12 protein-coding genes are annotated in these 15,083 nt (G+C 58.7%); 3 read left to right on the top strand and 9 right to left on the bottom strand.

Annotated elements, in window-relative coordinates; translation table 11 throughout:
* Nucleotides 1-221 precede the first annotated feature (221 nt).
* Nucleotides 222-899 (top strand): L,D-transpeptidase family protein, encoded by a 678-nt coding sequence (locus DES53_RS33545; RefSeq protein WP_211325587.1) that lies wholly within the window; start codon nucleotides 222-224, stop codon nucleotides 897-899.
* Between the two features lie 14 nt (nucleotides 900-913).
* Here DES53_RS33545 and DES53_RS16970 read toward each other — a convergent pair whose 3' ends face one another.
* Nucleotides 914-2,389, bottom strand: coding sequence for an arylsulfatase (locus DES53_RS16970; protein WP_113959487.1), 1,476 nt, complete (start codon nucleotides 2,387-2,389; stop codon nucleotides 914-916).
* 132 nt (nucleotides 2,390-2,521) lie between these two features.
* Between DES53_RS16970 and DES53_RS16965 the strand changes: the two genes are divergently transcribed.
* Nucleotides 2,522-3,811, top strand: a complete 1,290-nt coding sequence (locus DES53_RS16965; protein WP_113959486.1) for a hypothetical protein — start codon at nucleotides 2,522-2,524, stop codon at nucleotides 3,809-3,811.
* Between the two features lie 13 nt (nucleotides 3,812-3,824).
* Here the strand turns inward: DES53_RS16965 and DES53_RS16960 are convergent, their stop codons facing one another.
* The 8 genes from DES53_RS16960 to DES53_RS33540 form a co-directional block, all read right to left on the bottom strand.
* Nucleotides 3,825-4,136 carry a ribonuclease III domain-containing protein gene (locus tag DES53_RS16960; RefSeq protein ID WP_113959485.1) on the bottom strand — a complete coding sequence of 104 codons (312 nt, stop codon included), beginning with the start codon at nucleotides 4,134-4,136 and terminating at the stop codon, nucleotides 3,825-3,827.
* Nucleotides 4,133-4,879: a superoxide dismutase gene (locus tag DES53_RS16955; RefSeq protein WP_113959484.1), complete on the bottom strand. Its 747-nt coding sequence runs from the start codon at nucleotides 4,877-4,879 to the stop codon at nucleotides 4,133-4,135. The genes DES53_RS16960 and DES53_RS16955 overlap by 4 nt, the downstream gene beginning before the upstream one ends.
* Before the next feature lie 163 nt (nucleotides 4,880-5,042).
* Nucleotides 5,043-6,359 (bottom strand): right-handed parallel beta-helix repeat-containing protein, encoded by a 1,317-nt coding sequence (locus tag DES53_RS16950; protein WP_113959483.1) that lies wholly within the window; start codon nucleotides 6,357-6,359, stop codon nucleotides 5,043-5,045.
* Between the two features lie 16 nt (nucleotides 6,360-6,375).
* On the bottom strand, nucleotides 6,376-7,368 hold the full coding sequence (locus tag DES53_RS16945; protein ID WP_113959482.1) for an ABC transporter ATP-binding protein: 993 nt from the start codon (nucleotides 7,366-7,368) through the stop codon (nucleotides 6,376-6,378).
* Nucleotides 7,365-8,351 (bottom strand): ABC transporter ATP-binding protein, encoded by a 987-nt coding sequence (locus tag DES53_RS16940; RefSeq protein ID WP_113959481.1) that lies wholly within the window; start codon nucleotides 8,349-8,351, stop codon nucleotides 7,365-7,367. Before DES53_RS16940 ends, DES53_RS16945 begins: the two co-directional genes overlap by 4 nt.
* Before the next feature lie 2 nt (nucleotides 8,352-8,353).
* Entirely contained in the window at nucleotides 8,354-10,279 is a 1,926-nt protein-coding gene (locus tag DES53_RS16935; RefSeq protein WP_113959480.1) for an extracellular solute-binding protein, read from the bottom strand.
* Nucleotides 10,279-11,790, bottom strand: coding sequence for an ABC transporter permease subunit (locus tag DES53_RS16930; protein WP_113959479.1), 1,512 nt, complete (start codon nucleotides 11,788-11,790; stop codon nucleotides 10,279-10,281). The genes DES53_RS16935 and DES53_RS16930 overlap by 1 nt, the downstream gene beginning before the upstream one ends.
* A 2-nt stretch (nucleotides 11,791-11,792) precedes the next feature.
* The gene (locus DES53_RS33540) at nucleotides 11,793-13,121 is read right to left on the bottom strand and encodes an ABC transporter permease (RefSeq protein WP_211325586.1); all 1,329 of its coding nucleotides are present in this window, start codon (nucleotides 13,119-13,121) and stop codon (nucleotides 11,793-11,795) included.
* Nucleotides 13,122-13,402: 281 nt separating this feature from the next.
* On the opposite strand from DES53_RS33540, the gene DES53_RS16920 reads away from it, so the two are divergent.
* Nucleotides 13,403-15,052 carry a peptide ABC transporter substrate-binding protein gene (locus DES53_RS16920; protein ID WP_113959478.1) on the top strand — a complete coding sequence of 550 codons (1,650 nt, stop codon included), beginning with the start codon at nucleotides 13,403-13,405 and terminating at the stop codon, nucleotides 15,050-15,052.
* The last annotated feature ends 31 nt before the right edge of the window (nucleotides 15,053-15,083 follow it).

The following is a 15,083-nucleotide window of genomic DNA, read 5'->3' as shown; positions in this document are numbered from 1 at the left end:
GAAGGCGGTGCGACGCGCCATGAAATTCAAGATTAATAGAATCAGCCAGTCCAAGGCAAGGATATATGAAACCCCTCCCCTGTACCCGGCGGACTGCATAACGACGTGTGGCAGAAGGGCATCTTTCGAAAATCTCGCCTTCAGATGAGCCGCTTGAGAGGGTGTCAATCACGGTCAAAAGGGTTGCATTGCCCCCGCCGCTCGGGCTGAATAGGGCCGCCATGAGTACCTTCCCCCAGTCTCAGGTCCATCGCCTCCGGCGCTTGCTTGCATTCTGCCTGCTGGTCCTCCTGTCCACGTTTGGAACGAGTTGCACCGTCACGGAGCAGCGGACCATTGGGAGGCAGGCGGATGCCTGGCGGCAGAATGCCTTCCGCTATGGCCAGCAGAAGGTGCAGGACATGCGGGAGTTCCGCTCCCGACTGGCCAGTGTCTTCCGGGCGGACGGCTCGTTTTGGGAGGCGGATGAGATGCGCGGGAGGCCCTCCATCAAGATCGATTTAGGCGACCAGATGGTCTATTTCTACAAGGGCGGCGAGCTTGCCGGTGCGTCACCCATTTCTTCCGGTAGAGAGGGTTATGATACCCGTCCGGGTCGCTACAGCATCATTGAGAAGGACATCGACCACAAGTCCTCCATCTACGGGGACTATGAGGACATGTATGGCCGGGTGGTGATGAAGAACGTCGACAACCGCAAGCATCGTCGCCCTCCTGGCACACGATTCGAAGGGGCGAAGATGAACTACTTCATGCGCATCTACGGCGGCGTGGGCATGCACGAGGGCTACCTGCCGGGATATGCCGCCTCCCATGGGTGTATCCGTCTGCCTGGGCACATGGCCAGGAAATTCTACAACGCGACACCGATGGGAACGCCGGTGTCGATTGTGCCCTGAGCGAAATTCGGAGCCTAGGGAGCCGGTTCACGCCAGGCTCCACGCATCAGGCTCTCAAGTTCCGCAACTTTGGCTGCGTTGTCTTTGGCCAGGTTGGTCTCTTCGCCGACGTCACTGTCCAGATTGTAGAGTTCCACTTCAAGCGGGCGCGGTTTCCCCTGATTCTTCTTCCCCGGAGCATCGGCATTGGGACGGGTCGCACCGGTGTTGAGATGGATGAGTTTCCAGGGCCACTGCAGCACGGCGCGCTTGCCACCTTGCTCGTCGAAGTTCCAGTACAGAAACGCATGTTGCTTCTGCGCGTCATTCTTGCCGAGCAACGTGGGGGCGAAGGAGATGCCGTCCGTTGGTGCTTCTACATTGGCACCGCTGAGTTCCGCGACGGTCGGCAGCAGGTCCTGGAATCCGCTTACGTGCTCGCTTACGCCTCCGGCTTTCACCTTTCCGGGCCAGCGCACCAGGAGAGGAACACGAATACCGCCATCCGTGAGATCGCGCTTGATGCCCCTGAAGTCACCATTGCTGTTGAAGAAGTCCGACTTGTGGCCGCCTTCCTGATGGGGGCCATTGTCACTGGAGAACATGACGACGGTGTTCTCATCCAGTCCCTGTGCCTTGAGCTTGGCAAGGATTGCGCCGACCTCATTGTCGAGAAACCGGATGAACTGGGCAAAGCCCTTTTCCGCGTCAGGCCAGTCCTTGCCGGCGAATTCACCATAGCCTGGTCCTTCCATGCCATGGCCGAGAGGTGAGTTTTTTCCCGCTTCATTGTTGGTGTGGGGAATGTTGAGCGCATAGAAGAGGAAGAAGGGTTTTTCTTTCTCTTTGGCGCGTTCATCGAGGTAGCGCTGCACATCGTCGGAGAAGAGCTGGGGTGCCCATTCCTTCCTGCCATCTGGAGTGGCGACTCCGGTGCCAACGAGCTGGCTGTCCTTGTAGTCGGCGGCGTTCTTTCCGCTGTCGGGGATGGTTTTGTTCTGTAGCGGGACGAGCTGACCATTCCGCATCAGCGCCTCCGTGTAGAAATTGTGAGCATGGCTGGTGCCCACATAGCCGAAGAAGTAATCGAAGCCCTTCGCCTTGGGGTCATCGAGCGGAAGTGGTTTGCCCAGGCCAAATTTGCCGATGCACGCCGTGTGATAGCCTGCCTGTTGCAGGACCTTGGGTACGGTGACATCCGTGTCCGGAATGAAACCGGGTCCATTGCCCCGCACGCGGCAGTGGCCGGTGTGCAGGCCGGTCATGAGCACGCAGCGCGAAGGCGCACATACGGTGCTGCCGGCGTAATGGCGGGTGAATTTGATCCCCTCGGATGCCAGCCGATCAATGTTCGGTGTGGTCAATGTCTTCTGGCCGTAACAGCCCAAGTCGCCGCGGCCAAGGTCATCTGCGAGGATGTAGATGATGTTGGGAGGGGCTGCTGCAACGCGCGTGGTGAACAGCGGTGAGAGCGCAAAGGCGAAGACGATGAGGAGGATGCGGGCGCACATGACTCATCCTTCACGAAGGAAGAGTGTGCCATGTTTCATCGTTCGCCCGGTGGATGCCCGCAGCAGCGCAAAATTCCTCCTGCACCGGTTTTGCTTGCCTTTGGACCAAATTTTGGGGAGAAACGGCGGCGTATGCTTATCTGGAAAGGTCACGGAATTCTTATCCCGGTCGCGGCAGGCATCGGCCTTCTCGGCGGTTGGCTGGTACTGAGTGTTGTCACCGCCCTTGTCGGCATCAAGAGTCCAACACTGCCCATCATCCTCGGGTTCTGGACTTCGGCCATATGCGTCTGGCTGTATGCGATCACGCTGGGCAAGCCTGTGCAGCAGACCGTGGTGAATCCCAGCACGGGAGAGCAGTATCTCCAGACATTCCACCGTCACACGCTCTTCTTCATACCCGCCAAGTATTGGGTGATTGTGAGCGTGCTGCTGGCCCTCGCGGTATCCGTCCTTCTTCCCTTCGTCAAAGTACCAGACCGGGAAGCGACTGCGGGGCCGGGCAAGAAGGAATTCGACAACGCGAATCTTCTCCTGACTTCCAATCGCAATGGCGCCGCCCATGGGAACACGCCTGCGGCGAAGGAACTGGCTGGAAAATTCTCTGCCAAGCTCAAGGACTATCGCGACGCCGGCGTAGAGCAGCAGAAGAAGCGGTCGTCATTCTCGCTCACCAATGGCGAGTTCCTGACCTACTGCCATCTCCGGGAAGGGGACTGTGTCTTTCTGGTACAGGTGCCTGACTTGAGGAAGTTCGACAGCGAGGCCAAGAAGTTCATTTGCACGGCGGCATGGCACACGGCGAACACTGTGCTCGCGGAATTGCCAAAACTGCCCAAGCAGCTCGCCGTGGGAGTGAGGGGCACCTTGCTGTATGAGGAATTCATCACCGGCACTGCGGTGGGAGCTTCTGATAATCCAGAAAAGGGAATCGAGAAGCGCCATGATGGCATGGACAAGGAAGCCGTATTCGCATTCTTCGCCCCACAGCAGGACGCGAAGAACTCCGGTGCTGTCGCGGCAGAGGAGAAACCCAAGTCCCCGGCGGCCAGTGAGGAGGCGTCAACCAGTCCCAAGGTAGAATCACCTCCGTCAGCTTCGGCCCCAGGCACGGCAGCGACGACTCCGTCTGCTGCTCCCGCGGTTGCGCCGCCCATGGCTTCACCTTCTCCGGCAGCGGTGGCATCAGCACCCACTCCGGCGCCTGCTGCCGCACCGCTTCCCACGGAGGTGCGCGAGTGGAAGAGTGCCGACGGGAGACCGATGAAGGCTGCGCTGCTTCGCTTCACCGACGCCACGGGCGCCACGGCACATTTCCGTCGTGAGGACGGCCAGGAGTTCCAAGTGCCTGTGGATAAATTCTCGGCCGAAGATCAGGCAGAGCTCAAGCGGCTGTATCAGGCAGCGGGTGGTGGGTCCTAGGCGGATGGAGGTCTCACCGCCTGGCAGGTTTCTGCCTGGCCTGGATGGCCGTAGTCTGGGTCTCAATCCATTGGAAGGCGGCGGCGAGTCCTTTTTGAAGATACAAGCGGCCGATTTCTGCTTCCACCCGGGTGGGCTGGCCGATGCTGTTGAGGAAGGAGTTTCTCACCAGACTGATGCGGCGCGCATCATTGCGCGCCGCTTCTTCCTTGAGGATGCGTTCCCGTACGTACAGCTCCAGCACGGCATCACCGATCCAGGCCTCCTGACGGAGGCCTTCCACTTCCCGCTTGCTGAGACCACGCGCGAGGTTTTCGCGACTCATGAAGTCACAAGAGCATAGTTGCGCTCAGCGCGCTCCCAGTTCACGACGCTCCACCACGCAGTGAGATAGTCCTGACGCTTGTTCTGGTACTTCAGGTAGTAGGCGTGCTCCCATACATCCACACCGAAGAGAGGGCGGCCACACTCTGCGTCGGGAACGATGCCCTTCATCATGGGATTGTCCTGATTGGCCGTGGAGGTGACCACCAGCTTCTTGTCGCTGTTGTAAACCAGCCAGGCCCAGCCGGAGCCGAAACGCTTCATCGCGGCTTCGTTCATCGCCTTCTTCAATCCATCCAATCCGCCGAAGGTGCTCTGGATTGCTTCTGCAAATTTGCCCGTGGGCTCTTTGGGTCCCTTGCCCTCGGGGCGCATCCAGCGCCAGAAGAGCGTGTGATTCACGTGACCGCCGCCGTTGTTGCGCACCACGGTCTGAAGTGAGGTGGGCAGGCTTGGAATGTCCTGGATGAGAGAGACAGCGTTGGCTACTTTCAGCTTCGCTTCGTCCAGCGCCTTGGTCAGGTTGGTGATGTAGGCGACGTGATGCTTGCTGTAGTGAATCTCCATGGTCTTCGCATCGATGTGCGGCTCGAGGGCGGCGTACTCAAATGCGAGGGGTTCCTGGGTGAGAGGCACTCCGTTGGGGATGATGTGGGCTTCTTCTTTCCCCTTTTCCTTGTCCGCAGCGAAGACTGTTCCCGCTGCAGCGGCCCCACTGGCTGCGATGAAATGGCGTCGGTTCATGGGTATGTATTTATGATGGAATTCAGGTCAGCATAGGTCGGTTTGCGCAATGGATGCAAGGATCAAAAGGCCCGTGCCAAGCTGCTCATGCACAAGCGTAATTCACGCAGGCAATTCGACTCTTATGGGTGATGCGGATGCAGTTAACGGCGTGCAAAAAGCACTAGTTTGAACTAAGGGATTTCACCTTTGGTTTCTGAAACTTTGAACTGCTGTCCTGCTTGGAAAAACGCCTATAGGCCTCAAAGCCAGTAAGCTCGCGGCCGAGCCAGGTGAAGTTCGCCTCGTCAGCGCCCGCTTCGGTATACCAGATGTTGCCGTTCAGGGTGTTGTCCCTGGCCTCTGCAATGCATTGGAGAAGCATGGCCTCTTCACCGGCCCAGAAGACATTTCCCTTCACCACGTTGTGGCTGGCCCACTGGATCCATAGCTCGCCGTTGCGATCATCATGGGTGTCGTTGTGATAACAGACATTCCCTTCGATGAGACAGTCTTCCACGCGCCCGGCTTTTCCTTCATACCCGCCGAAGACAATGCCTGTCTTTTGGTTTTTCCAAACGCGATTGTTGCGCACCACGATGCGTCGCGCGATCGTGCCCTTGTTCTCTGCGCCGACTTCGATTCCGAGATTGCATTCCGTGATGTCATTCTCTTCCACGATGATGTCGCTGCCGCCATCGACGTAGATGCCTGCCGCATAGCCATCGCCATAACTGGCACGGATACGAGATACCTTGTTGCCCTTGCACAGACCATTGCGAGTGACCTTGGTGCGATCGCTGTTGATCCAATCTTCTCCGCCGATCATGCAGATGCCGATGTTGTTCACATCACGCACCACATTGTTCAGAATCTGAAAGCCATCGATGTTGCCATTCAAAGTCAACGCTTCGCTTTCGGCAGGGTCGCAGCCATAGACTTCGCAGCCTTGAATCAACAGCTGGGAGATGGCGGTGGTGGGATTCGTGCCATACACCGTAATGCCCATGGCATCTTTTCCGCGGATCTCATGGATGCGGCAGTTCTTGATTTCGATCTGGGAGCACGCGCCCTCGACGCGAATGCCGGAACCGTCATCCACCTTGAGGTTGTCGCGAATCTCGAAGCCAATCAACCGCACATGGCTGGCATCTTTGATGTGGAAGATGTTTTGTCCCTTGATGCCTTTGCCGCTGACGATGACAGCGCCCTCCGCCTGCAGGGCAATGGGCCCGTGCTCGGCAGTGCCGCCTTTGCTGATGGTCACCTTTTCGAGGTAGGTGCCGGCGGCGATGAGGGCGGTATCACCTGGTTGAAGAGAATCGGCCGCGTGTTGAATGGTGCGCCAGGGTTCGGCCTTGGAGCCGCCGGCGGTATCTGCACCCTTGGTGGAGACGTGATAGGTTGCGGCTTCACCGGCAGGGGCGAGAGCTACAAACACTGAGCAGAGTGAGAACACCTGCGCCCAACGGTGGAATGCGGAGGTGCGTGGCGTGTTCATGGCGTGATGTGGCTCCTTACTCCACGCAGCAGGGGCATTTCTGCACCCAGTGGCCGGACTGGATTTCTTCCAGTTTCAATTTCATGCCCACGCTTTCCTTCCAGCGTGGATGCTTCATGCGATGGCCGAAGGCGCAACCTTCGGGCGGATTGATGGGCGAGGGGACATCTCCACTCAGCAGGCGGCGCGGGTGGCGCTTGGCGGGATCCGGCTCGGGAATGGCATCGAGGAGGGCCTTGGTGTAGGCGTGGCGCGGATTGTGGTAGAGTGTTTCGGCGGAGGCGAGCTCCACCACCTTGCCGAGATACATCACGGCCACGCGATCACTCATGTGTTTCACCACGCTGAGGCCGTGGGCGATGAACAGGTAGCTGAGTCCAAGATCGCGCTGGAGGTCGAGCATCAGGTTCAGCACCTGGCTCTGCACGCTCACATCGAGAGCCGAGACGGGTTCATCACAAACGACCAGTTTCGGCTTCAATGCGATGGCGCGGGCGATGCCGATGCGCTGGCGTTGGCCGCCGGAGAACTCGAAGGGGAAACGATCGGCGTGCGCGGCCTGCAGGCCTACTTTTTCCAGAAGACCGATGACCCACTCGCGGCGTTCGTCACGTGTGCCGAGTTTCTGCACGATGAAGGGCTCCTCAAGAATATCGCGAACCGTATGACGCGGGTTGAGGGACTCCGCGGGATCCTGGAAGATCATCTGCATGTTCCGCCGCACGGGGCGCAGCTCGCGCATGCTGGAGCGGGTGATATCCTGACCGTCAAAGACGATGCTCCCCTCGGTGGGATGGAGCAGGCGCACGATGGCCTTCCCCAAGGTAGTCTTGCCACAACCGCTTTCACCCACGAGGCCGAGCGTCTCGCCCTTGCCTACTTCAAGACTGACTCCGTCCACGGCCTTGCATTGAGCGACGGCACTCCGGAGTATGCCGCCACGCACCGGGAAATGCATCCGGAGGTTTTCAATCTTGAGCAGACTTTTTTCGAGGTTCAGCGAGCTCATGAGACGCAGACGGGACAATGCTCCACCCAGTGCCCGGGGGAGAGCTCGGTGTAGGAGGGACGCACGGTGAGTTGTTCGGGGGTGTGTTCCTTGCCGGAGCGCTCCGCAAAGCGGCAACCGGGTTTCAGTGTGTTGATGGCAGGGACGCTTCCCGGGATGGCGCGGAGCTTGGTTTTTGGTACGTCATCCAGGCGCGGAATCGATGCCAGCAGTCCGCGCGTGTAGGCGTGGCGTGGATTGGCAAAGAGCTCGTGCACTGGGGCGCGCTCCACGATGCGGCCTGCGTACATCACAACCACTTCATCACACACCTCTGCGATGACTCCCATGTCATGCGTGATGAGCACCACGCTCATGCCCATCTCCTTCTGGAGGTCTGAGATGAGCTCCAGGATCTGCGCCTGCACCGTCACGTCCAGCGCCGTGGTGGGCTCGTCTGCGATGAGCAGCTTCGGTTTATGAATCAGGGCCATGGCGATCATCACGCGCTGACGCATGCCGCCGCTGAGCTGGTGGGGATATTCACCAAGGCGCACGTCCGGCGAAGGGATGCGGACCTTCTTCATCAGCTCCAGCGAACGTTCCAGCACTTCGCGCTTGCTGCATTCCGTGTGCAGCAGAATGGATTCCGCCAGTTGCCGCCCCACGGTCTGCACCGGGTTCAGCGCGGTCATGGGCTCCTGGAAGATCATGCTGATCTCCTTGCCGCGCAGTTTTCGCATTTCTTCCAGAGGCAGCTTGGGGAGGTCCCGCCCTTCGTAGAAGATGTCTCCGTCAAGGATTTTGCCATGGGGCTGTGGCAGCAATCTCGTGATGGAAAATGCGGTCACGCTCTTGCCGCAGCCGGATTCTCCCACGATGCCGAGCGTCTTGCCGCGGGGCACTTCAAAGCGGATACCGTCCACGGCTGTCACTCGCCCTGCATCCGTGTCGAATGCGGTGACCAGATCCCTGACCGTAAGTATTGGGTCCTCGTGTGCCATGGTCAGTTCTTCCGATACTTGTCAAAGGTGCGCATGATCTCGCCATAGCTGTGACCTTCACGCATGGCCTTTTTGGTTTCCTCCTTCATGCCTTCGTCAATCCAGAAGACAAAGGAGTCGAGCGGCATCTGGCTGGCTTTCACGTTGCCATCCTTGGGGAAACGCAGCCAGCGCCAGCATGAGTAGCGGTAGAAGGGGGACTCCCATGCGGGAATGGCACAGGCGCGGTCCTCGATCAGTTTTTCCAAGTGCCAGGAGATGCGCTGCACTTCTTCCTCAGTCTGTGCTTCGCGCTGCTGCATGATCAAGGGATCCAGCGCGGGGTCCGCGGTCATGGTCACATTGTTGGTGTCCGGCACGATCTTCTTCGTGCCGTCAGGCTGCACCTTCCAGGCATTGTCGCTGTGGTAGTATTCCCAGAAGCGGGGGTAGGGAGGTTGCGCAGCCCAGCCGGCAAAGGCCATCTCGTGATTCTTCTGGTCCATTTTCTTGAAGAGCTGGACCATGTCGAGCCCTTCCACCTTGAGTTCCAGACCAGCCTTCAGGGCATTTTCCTTGAGGCGCAGGGCGATGGGGACAAAGGGGCCAGAGTTTGGGCAGGTGAGGGTGAGGGAGAGTCTCTTCCCTTCACCATTCACCAGCACACCATCAGGGCCACGTTTGGAGAATCCGGCTTTGGTGAAATGCTCCTGTGCCTTGCCCACGTCGAAGGGTCTCGCACGAAGCTCCGGGCTCGTGTACTTCCCGAAGCCGGCGAAGGTGCTCTGCATGCGTACGGCATCCCCGCGGAGGTCCACGTCGATGACCTGCTTGAAGTTCAGTGCGTAATTGATGCCGAGCCGGATGTCCTGGTTGTCCAGCAGGGGCATGCGCTGGTTCAGGTAGATGCCGCGCGAGACACGGGGGAACTCGTTGTAGAAGACGTGGCGCTCGATGTAGCCGTTGTAGATCTCCGGGATCTCGGACTTGTCGTACCAGTAGCGCGGGGTGCTGGAGTAGAAGAAGTCGAGCTTGCCTTGGCGGAACATTTCATACCCCTTGTCCATGTTCGCGATGACCTTGAACTCGATGAAGTCAGGGTTGAACCGGTAGCGGAAGTTCTTCTTGTCCTTCGCCCACCAGTCCTTCACACGGTGGAGTGTGACGCTGCGGCTCTGATTGATGCCGTCTGGTCCGATGTCATATGCGCCGGTGCTGGGCGCCTTCCTCCACTGGTAGCGGGCGGGAAAGTCCGGACCGAACTCGATGTAGAACTTCCGCGACATGGGCTGGAAGTCGCCCACGTACCACATGGGATCCGGCTTGGGGCTCGGGATGGTGAAGGAGAAGGTGCGGTCGTCGTATTTCGTGATGGCGGAGAATTCGCGGGAGAAGTAGTCGTTGTACCACGGGTCCTTGATGTACGGACTCAGCATGATGTAGAACGTCATGAAGAAGTCCTCTACCTCGATGGGGGTGCCATCCGAGAAAGTCACCTTGGGATCCAGCTTGAAGTAGATGGTCTTTTTGTCCTCAGAGATGGCCCACTCGTCTGCCATGCCGGGCACCCATGCGTCCTCATTGGGATGGCGCGTGACGATCCACGCGTAGACGTTGTCGTGATGCTCCGAACGGAAGGAGTTGTTCGCATCAGGCCCGATGATGCGAAACGTGGGCGGGTACGAAGACACGTCCAGGTGCAGGGTGCCGCCTTTTCGTGCCTCCGGATCGCCGAACTCGGGCAGGTCGGCATTGTTCACCCATTTGAGATTGGGTGGAAGATCGGCAGGGGTCTTCCACTGGAAGAAGTCGGGCTTCGACTTCCAGAAGGCTTTCACTTCCTCGGTGTTGTCATAGGGAGGGAAGCGGTCGTCCGCCCGAGCGCACGTGGCGCTGCCCACCATGGTGAGCAGCAGAAGCTGCAGAAATCTGGAATGGAGGCGGAGCATCACTCGTAGGTGGTGAACTTTTTGGGATCGAAGGCTTCGCGAATGGCCTCCCCGACAAACGTCACCAACAGCAGTACGATCACCAGGGCGAAGAACGCCGAGCTCACGATCCAGGGGTAGTTGAAATTCTCCGTGCCCTCGCGCAGAAGACGGCCCCAGCTGGGTTCTTCAGGAGGGAGTCCGAATCCGAGGAAGTCCAGGGCGGCCAGTGAGTAGATGACAGCGGACACTTCAAATGGCGCCAGTGTCACGAGGATGGCGATGCTGTTTGGCAGGATGTGCTTGAAGACCACGCGACCGGTGGAGGCTCCTGTGAGGCGTGCGGCGGAGACGTAATCACGAGCCTTCTCCCTGAAGGCAGCGGTGCGGACGTAGGCGGTGGTGCCCATCCAACTGAAAGCGGCAATCACCGCGACGAGGACGACGAGGGAGGGCGTGATCAAGGAGCTCACGATCACCACCACGAACAGGAAGGGCAGGCTCGACCAGATTTCAATGATGCGCTGTCCGAAGAGATCGTACCAGCCGCCGAAGTAACCCATGGTGCCGCCGAAAAGCACGCCGATGCCGAATACGGCGACGAGGAACAGAACAGAGGCAATGACCACCTGCTGCCATCCACCGAACAAGATGGCGAAGACGTCTCCGCCGGCGGTGTTGGTCCCGAGCCAGTGGTTGTGCAGAAGAGACGGAGCGGAGGGCGGGTAGATGACCGTCTGCAGCGTGGGGGTCCCAGCGGAGGAGAGCGCTGCGGCCTTGCCGTCGGAGTAGTCCGTGTACTCGATCTGTTTGCCAGTCTCGAAGCGAGCCTTTTCCACCTGCTCTCCCTGCAGATTCCAGCCGAGCATCTCACCATGACGAAGGCCTTTGCGGAACACCCACTCCTGCCGCTTTTGAGCTGGCTTCTCCGTGAATGACGAGTAGGCCCGGCCATTGAACAAGCCGCCTGTGGTTGGCGAGTATACCTTGCCGTCCTTTTCGGTCAGCTCTTCCACCACCTGGGGCGAGTCGAGCATGGGTGCGTACGGTACGGGTGGCATGACCACCCAATTGCCTTTTCCTTCCTTGCGGAAAAGCTCCTTCAGTTCCCGGTAGTTCGTTTCGGAGTCGTAGGATTGTCCGAAAGTGGTGCCCGGAATCACATCACGCACGAAGGGGAAGTGGAGGCTGCCCTGATAAGAAACGACCAGTGCGCGATTCCCTACGATCAGATTATCCAGCGCGGCCACGCCTGCGAGGAGCATGAGGATCAGGAACGAGACGTAACCACGCTTCACTGAGCGGAAACGCTTGAACTGTTTCACGGTGAGTGGGCTGAACTGCCACTTCTTCCTGCCGCGGGAGATCAGCCAGATGCCGGTGGCGAAGATGGCGACAAGCAGTGCCCATCCCACCCAGGTGACGCTCAGAAAAGGCACCTTCAATATGGGCACCCGGAACGAGAACCAACGGCACACGGCGCTGATGACCGCATACAAACACAGAAGTATACCCAGGCGGCGTGGCGTCATGATTATTCGAAACGGACTCGTGGGTCGGTGAGGGCCACCAGGAAGTCAGAAAGGATGTTTCCAAGGGTGAGCAGAATCACGCTCACAAACAGAATGCCCATCACCAGGGGGTAATCGCGATCCACGATGCTGTTGTAGCCCAGAAGGCCGAAGCCATTGATCTCGAAGATGAGCTCGATGAGCAGGGAGCCCGCGACAAACACGGAGACGATGTGACCCAAGGTGGTGGCGATGGGAATGAGGGAGTTCCTCAAGGCGTGCTTCAGCACGGCCTGCTTGTAGCTGGCTCCCTTGGCAATTGCCGTGCGGACATAGTCGGCCGCGAGGTTGTCCATCAGGTTGTTTTTCATGAGCATGGTCATGAAGGCGAAGGCTCCCACCATGTAACAGATCAAGGGGAGGATGGCGTGATGGATCACGTCCCACACCTTTTGTCCGAAGGTGAGAGAATCAAAGTTCTCGCTGGTAAATCCTCCCGTGGGGAACCATCCCAGGCGTGCGGCAAGGTATACCACCAGAAGGCTTCCCAAGACGAATCCGGGAATCGCGTATCCCACGAAAATCAGGACGGAAGTGACGTTGTCCAGCACGGTGCGGTGCTTGATGGCCTTCAAAATGCCCAGTGGGATGCAGACCACATACATCATGATGAAGGTGGCCAGTCCGTAGAAGAGGGAGACCGGCATGCGCTTCTTGATCATGTCCCACACCGGGTCGTTGTAGGTGGTGGAGTATCCGAGGTTGCCCTGCAGCAGGCCGTTGAAGTGGTTCCGATAGATCTGCACCTGGGAATAGCTGCCGACGACTTTGCCGGCCTCATCCTTCTGTTCCACTGTTTTGACCCGGGTCGACCAGGACTTCAATGGGTCCACCACGGTGCGCCCATATCGGGAGACTTCATACTCTTCCGGCGAGAGATTCGTCAATTTACCCGTTTGAGAAACGCTCACCTGACTAACGCGATAGGCGTTGTTGGGCTTCCACTGGGACTTGGGCAGCAATTCACGCAAGGTAATGGTCTGATCCTTGGCGTCCTTTTCGAATTTCAGATACTGCTTGTCCGCCTCATAGGGCAGTGCGCCCAGCCAGTTCAGGTAGGCGGGGAAGAAGGGCTTGTCGAAGCCATAGTAAGCGGCGAGCTCTGCCTTCTGCTCTTCACTGAGGGAACCGCCGGGATCCTTCTGGCTCTTCTCGCCTGCGGTCATGGCCCGCATCATGGCCTTTTCAAGCGGACCTCCCGGAGTGACGCGGGTGATGAAGAACACCAGCATCGTCGCCCCGATCAAGGTCGGGAAAATCAGGAGGAATCGGCGGATGAAGTAGTCCCTCATGGGCAGGCTGGCAAAGACTGTGGCAGGGGCAAAGCTTGGATCGGCGGGCGCGGACGCACAAGGGTTTTGGCGACTCCGGCCGGGAAGTCAACCGCCGCTGCACGGACCGGAGGCTCAATCCATCTACGCATGAAGTTGAAATTTACGCTCAAAGAAGCGCATTCTGCGAAGAAAAGATGATTGCTCCGGGGTCCGGTACGCTTTTAGCATCATGCCGCCGCGCTTGTGCTGCGCGCGGCAGATCCCTCGTTGCATGATCCTCTGAACGCTGCCTCCCCCGCATGACATCCACCACCACGAAAACCTGGCTCATCCGCCTCGCGGTTCTGGTGTTCCTCGTTGGGGGCGCGTATGCGTTTCACCTGTGGAGGACGAGCCGGCCGCCGCGCATCGAGCAGGCCACTCGGGAGAAGCGGCTGCTGCTGGGGAATGGCAGTGAAGTCAGCACACTCGACCCACAGCTCGCCACCGGCCAGCCGGAGCACATGATTTTCCACGCCATCTTCGAGGGGTTGGTGGCACCCGGCGTGGATGACCCAGATGCCAATGCGCCCGGCGTGGCCTCCCACTGGGAGACGAAAGATTACATCCACTGGACCTTCCACCTGCGTCCTGAGGCGAAGTGGAGTGATGGCACCCCGCTGACGTCGCATGATTTTGTGTGGTCGTACGAGCGCATGCTGAATCCGGGCCTGATCGCGCAATATGCGTCGATGCTTTTTCCCCTCAAGAATGCCGAGGCCTACAACAAGGGGGAGCTCAAGGATTTCTCCCAAGTAGGCGTGAAGGCGAAGGACGACCACACCCTGGAACTCGAACTGGTGGGGCCGATGTCCTATGTGCTGGGGATGATGAAGCACTATGCGTGGTTCCCCGTGCCGCGGCATGTGATTGAGAAATTCGGCAGCAAGACGGATCGCGACTCGCGATGGACGCGCGCGGGCAATATGGTGGGCAATGGTCCTTTCCGTCTCAAGGAATGGCGCTTCACGCACTCCGTCACCGTAGACAGAAATCCTCACTACTGGGATGCGGCCACGGTGAAGCTGAACGAGCTCGTCTTCCTCCCCATCAAGAGCGACACCACCGAGGAGCGTGCCTTCCGAGACCGACAGCTCCACGTGACCATGACGGTACCGCTGCCGAAAATCCCCGACTATAAGAAGATGGGTGGAGACGTCTTCTTTTCCGACCCGGCGCTGATTGTTTACTTCTATCGTATCAATACCACCCTGCCTGCATTAAAGGACAAACGTGTGCGACGAGCCCTGGCGCTCGCAGTGGATCGGGACAGCCTTATCAAAAACGTACTGCGCGGAGACCAGAAGCCCGCCGTGGGACTCACACCCTATCCGAAGTCCATGGGCTACGATGGACCGCAGGCCCTGAAGTATGACGTGGCGGAGGCAAAGCGATTGCTGGCCGAGGCTGGCTATCCTGACGGAAAGGACTTTCCTCGATTCGATATTCTCATCAATACCAGTGAAGGTCATCGCACCATCGCGGAAGCCATCCAGGAAATGTGGAAGAAGAATCTCGGCATTCCGGTGGGCATTCACAATCAAGACTGGCAGGTGTATCTGGAGTCCCAGCGCACGATGAAGTACAGCGTGTGCCGCGCGGGCTGGGTGGCGGATTATCCCGATCCATTCACCTTCCTCAGCATCTGGAAGACGGGTGACGGCAATAACGAGACTGGTTGGAGCAATGCGACGTATGATGAACTCTTACGGAAATCGACGCTGGAAGGTGACCCGGCCACGCGCATGGGCTACCTTAAAGAAGCCGAGACCATCTTGATGGATGAGCTCCCGGTTGTGCCCATCTACTGGTACGTGCACAGCTATTTGAGGGCTCCCGAGGTGAAGAACTGGAAGCCCAGTGTGATTGAGCATCGCTGCTACAAGGCGGTGGACCTCGAATCACGGTGATACAAGGGAAGAACGACACTCTCACGACCTG

This window comes from Roseimicrobium gellanilyticum (assembly GCF_003315205.1).
In the GTDB taxonomy this organism is placed as follows: Bacteria; Verrucomicrobiota; Verrucomicrobiia; order Verrucomicrobiales; family Verrucomicrobiaceae; genus Roseimicrobium; species Roseimicrobium gellanilyticum.
Note: the sequence above shows the minus strand (reverse complement) of the source record. Positions and strands in the feature narration are given on the sequence as shown.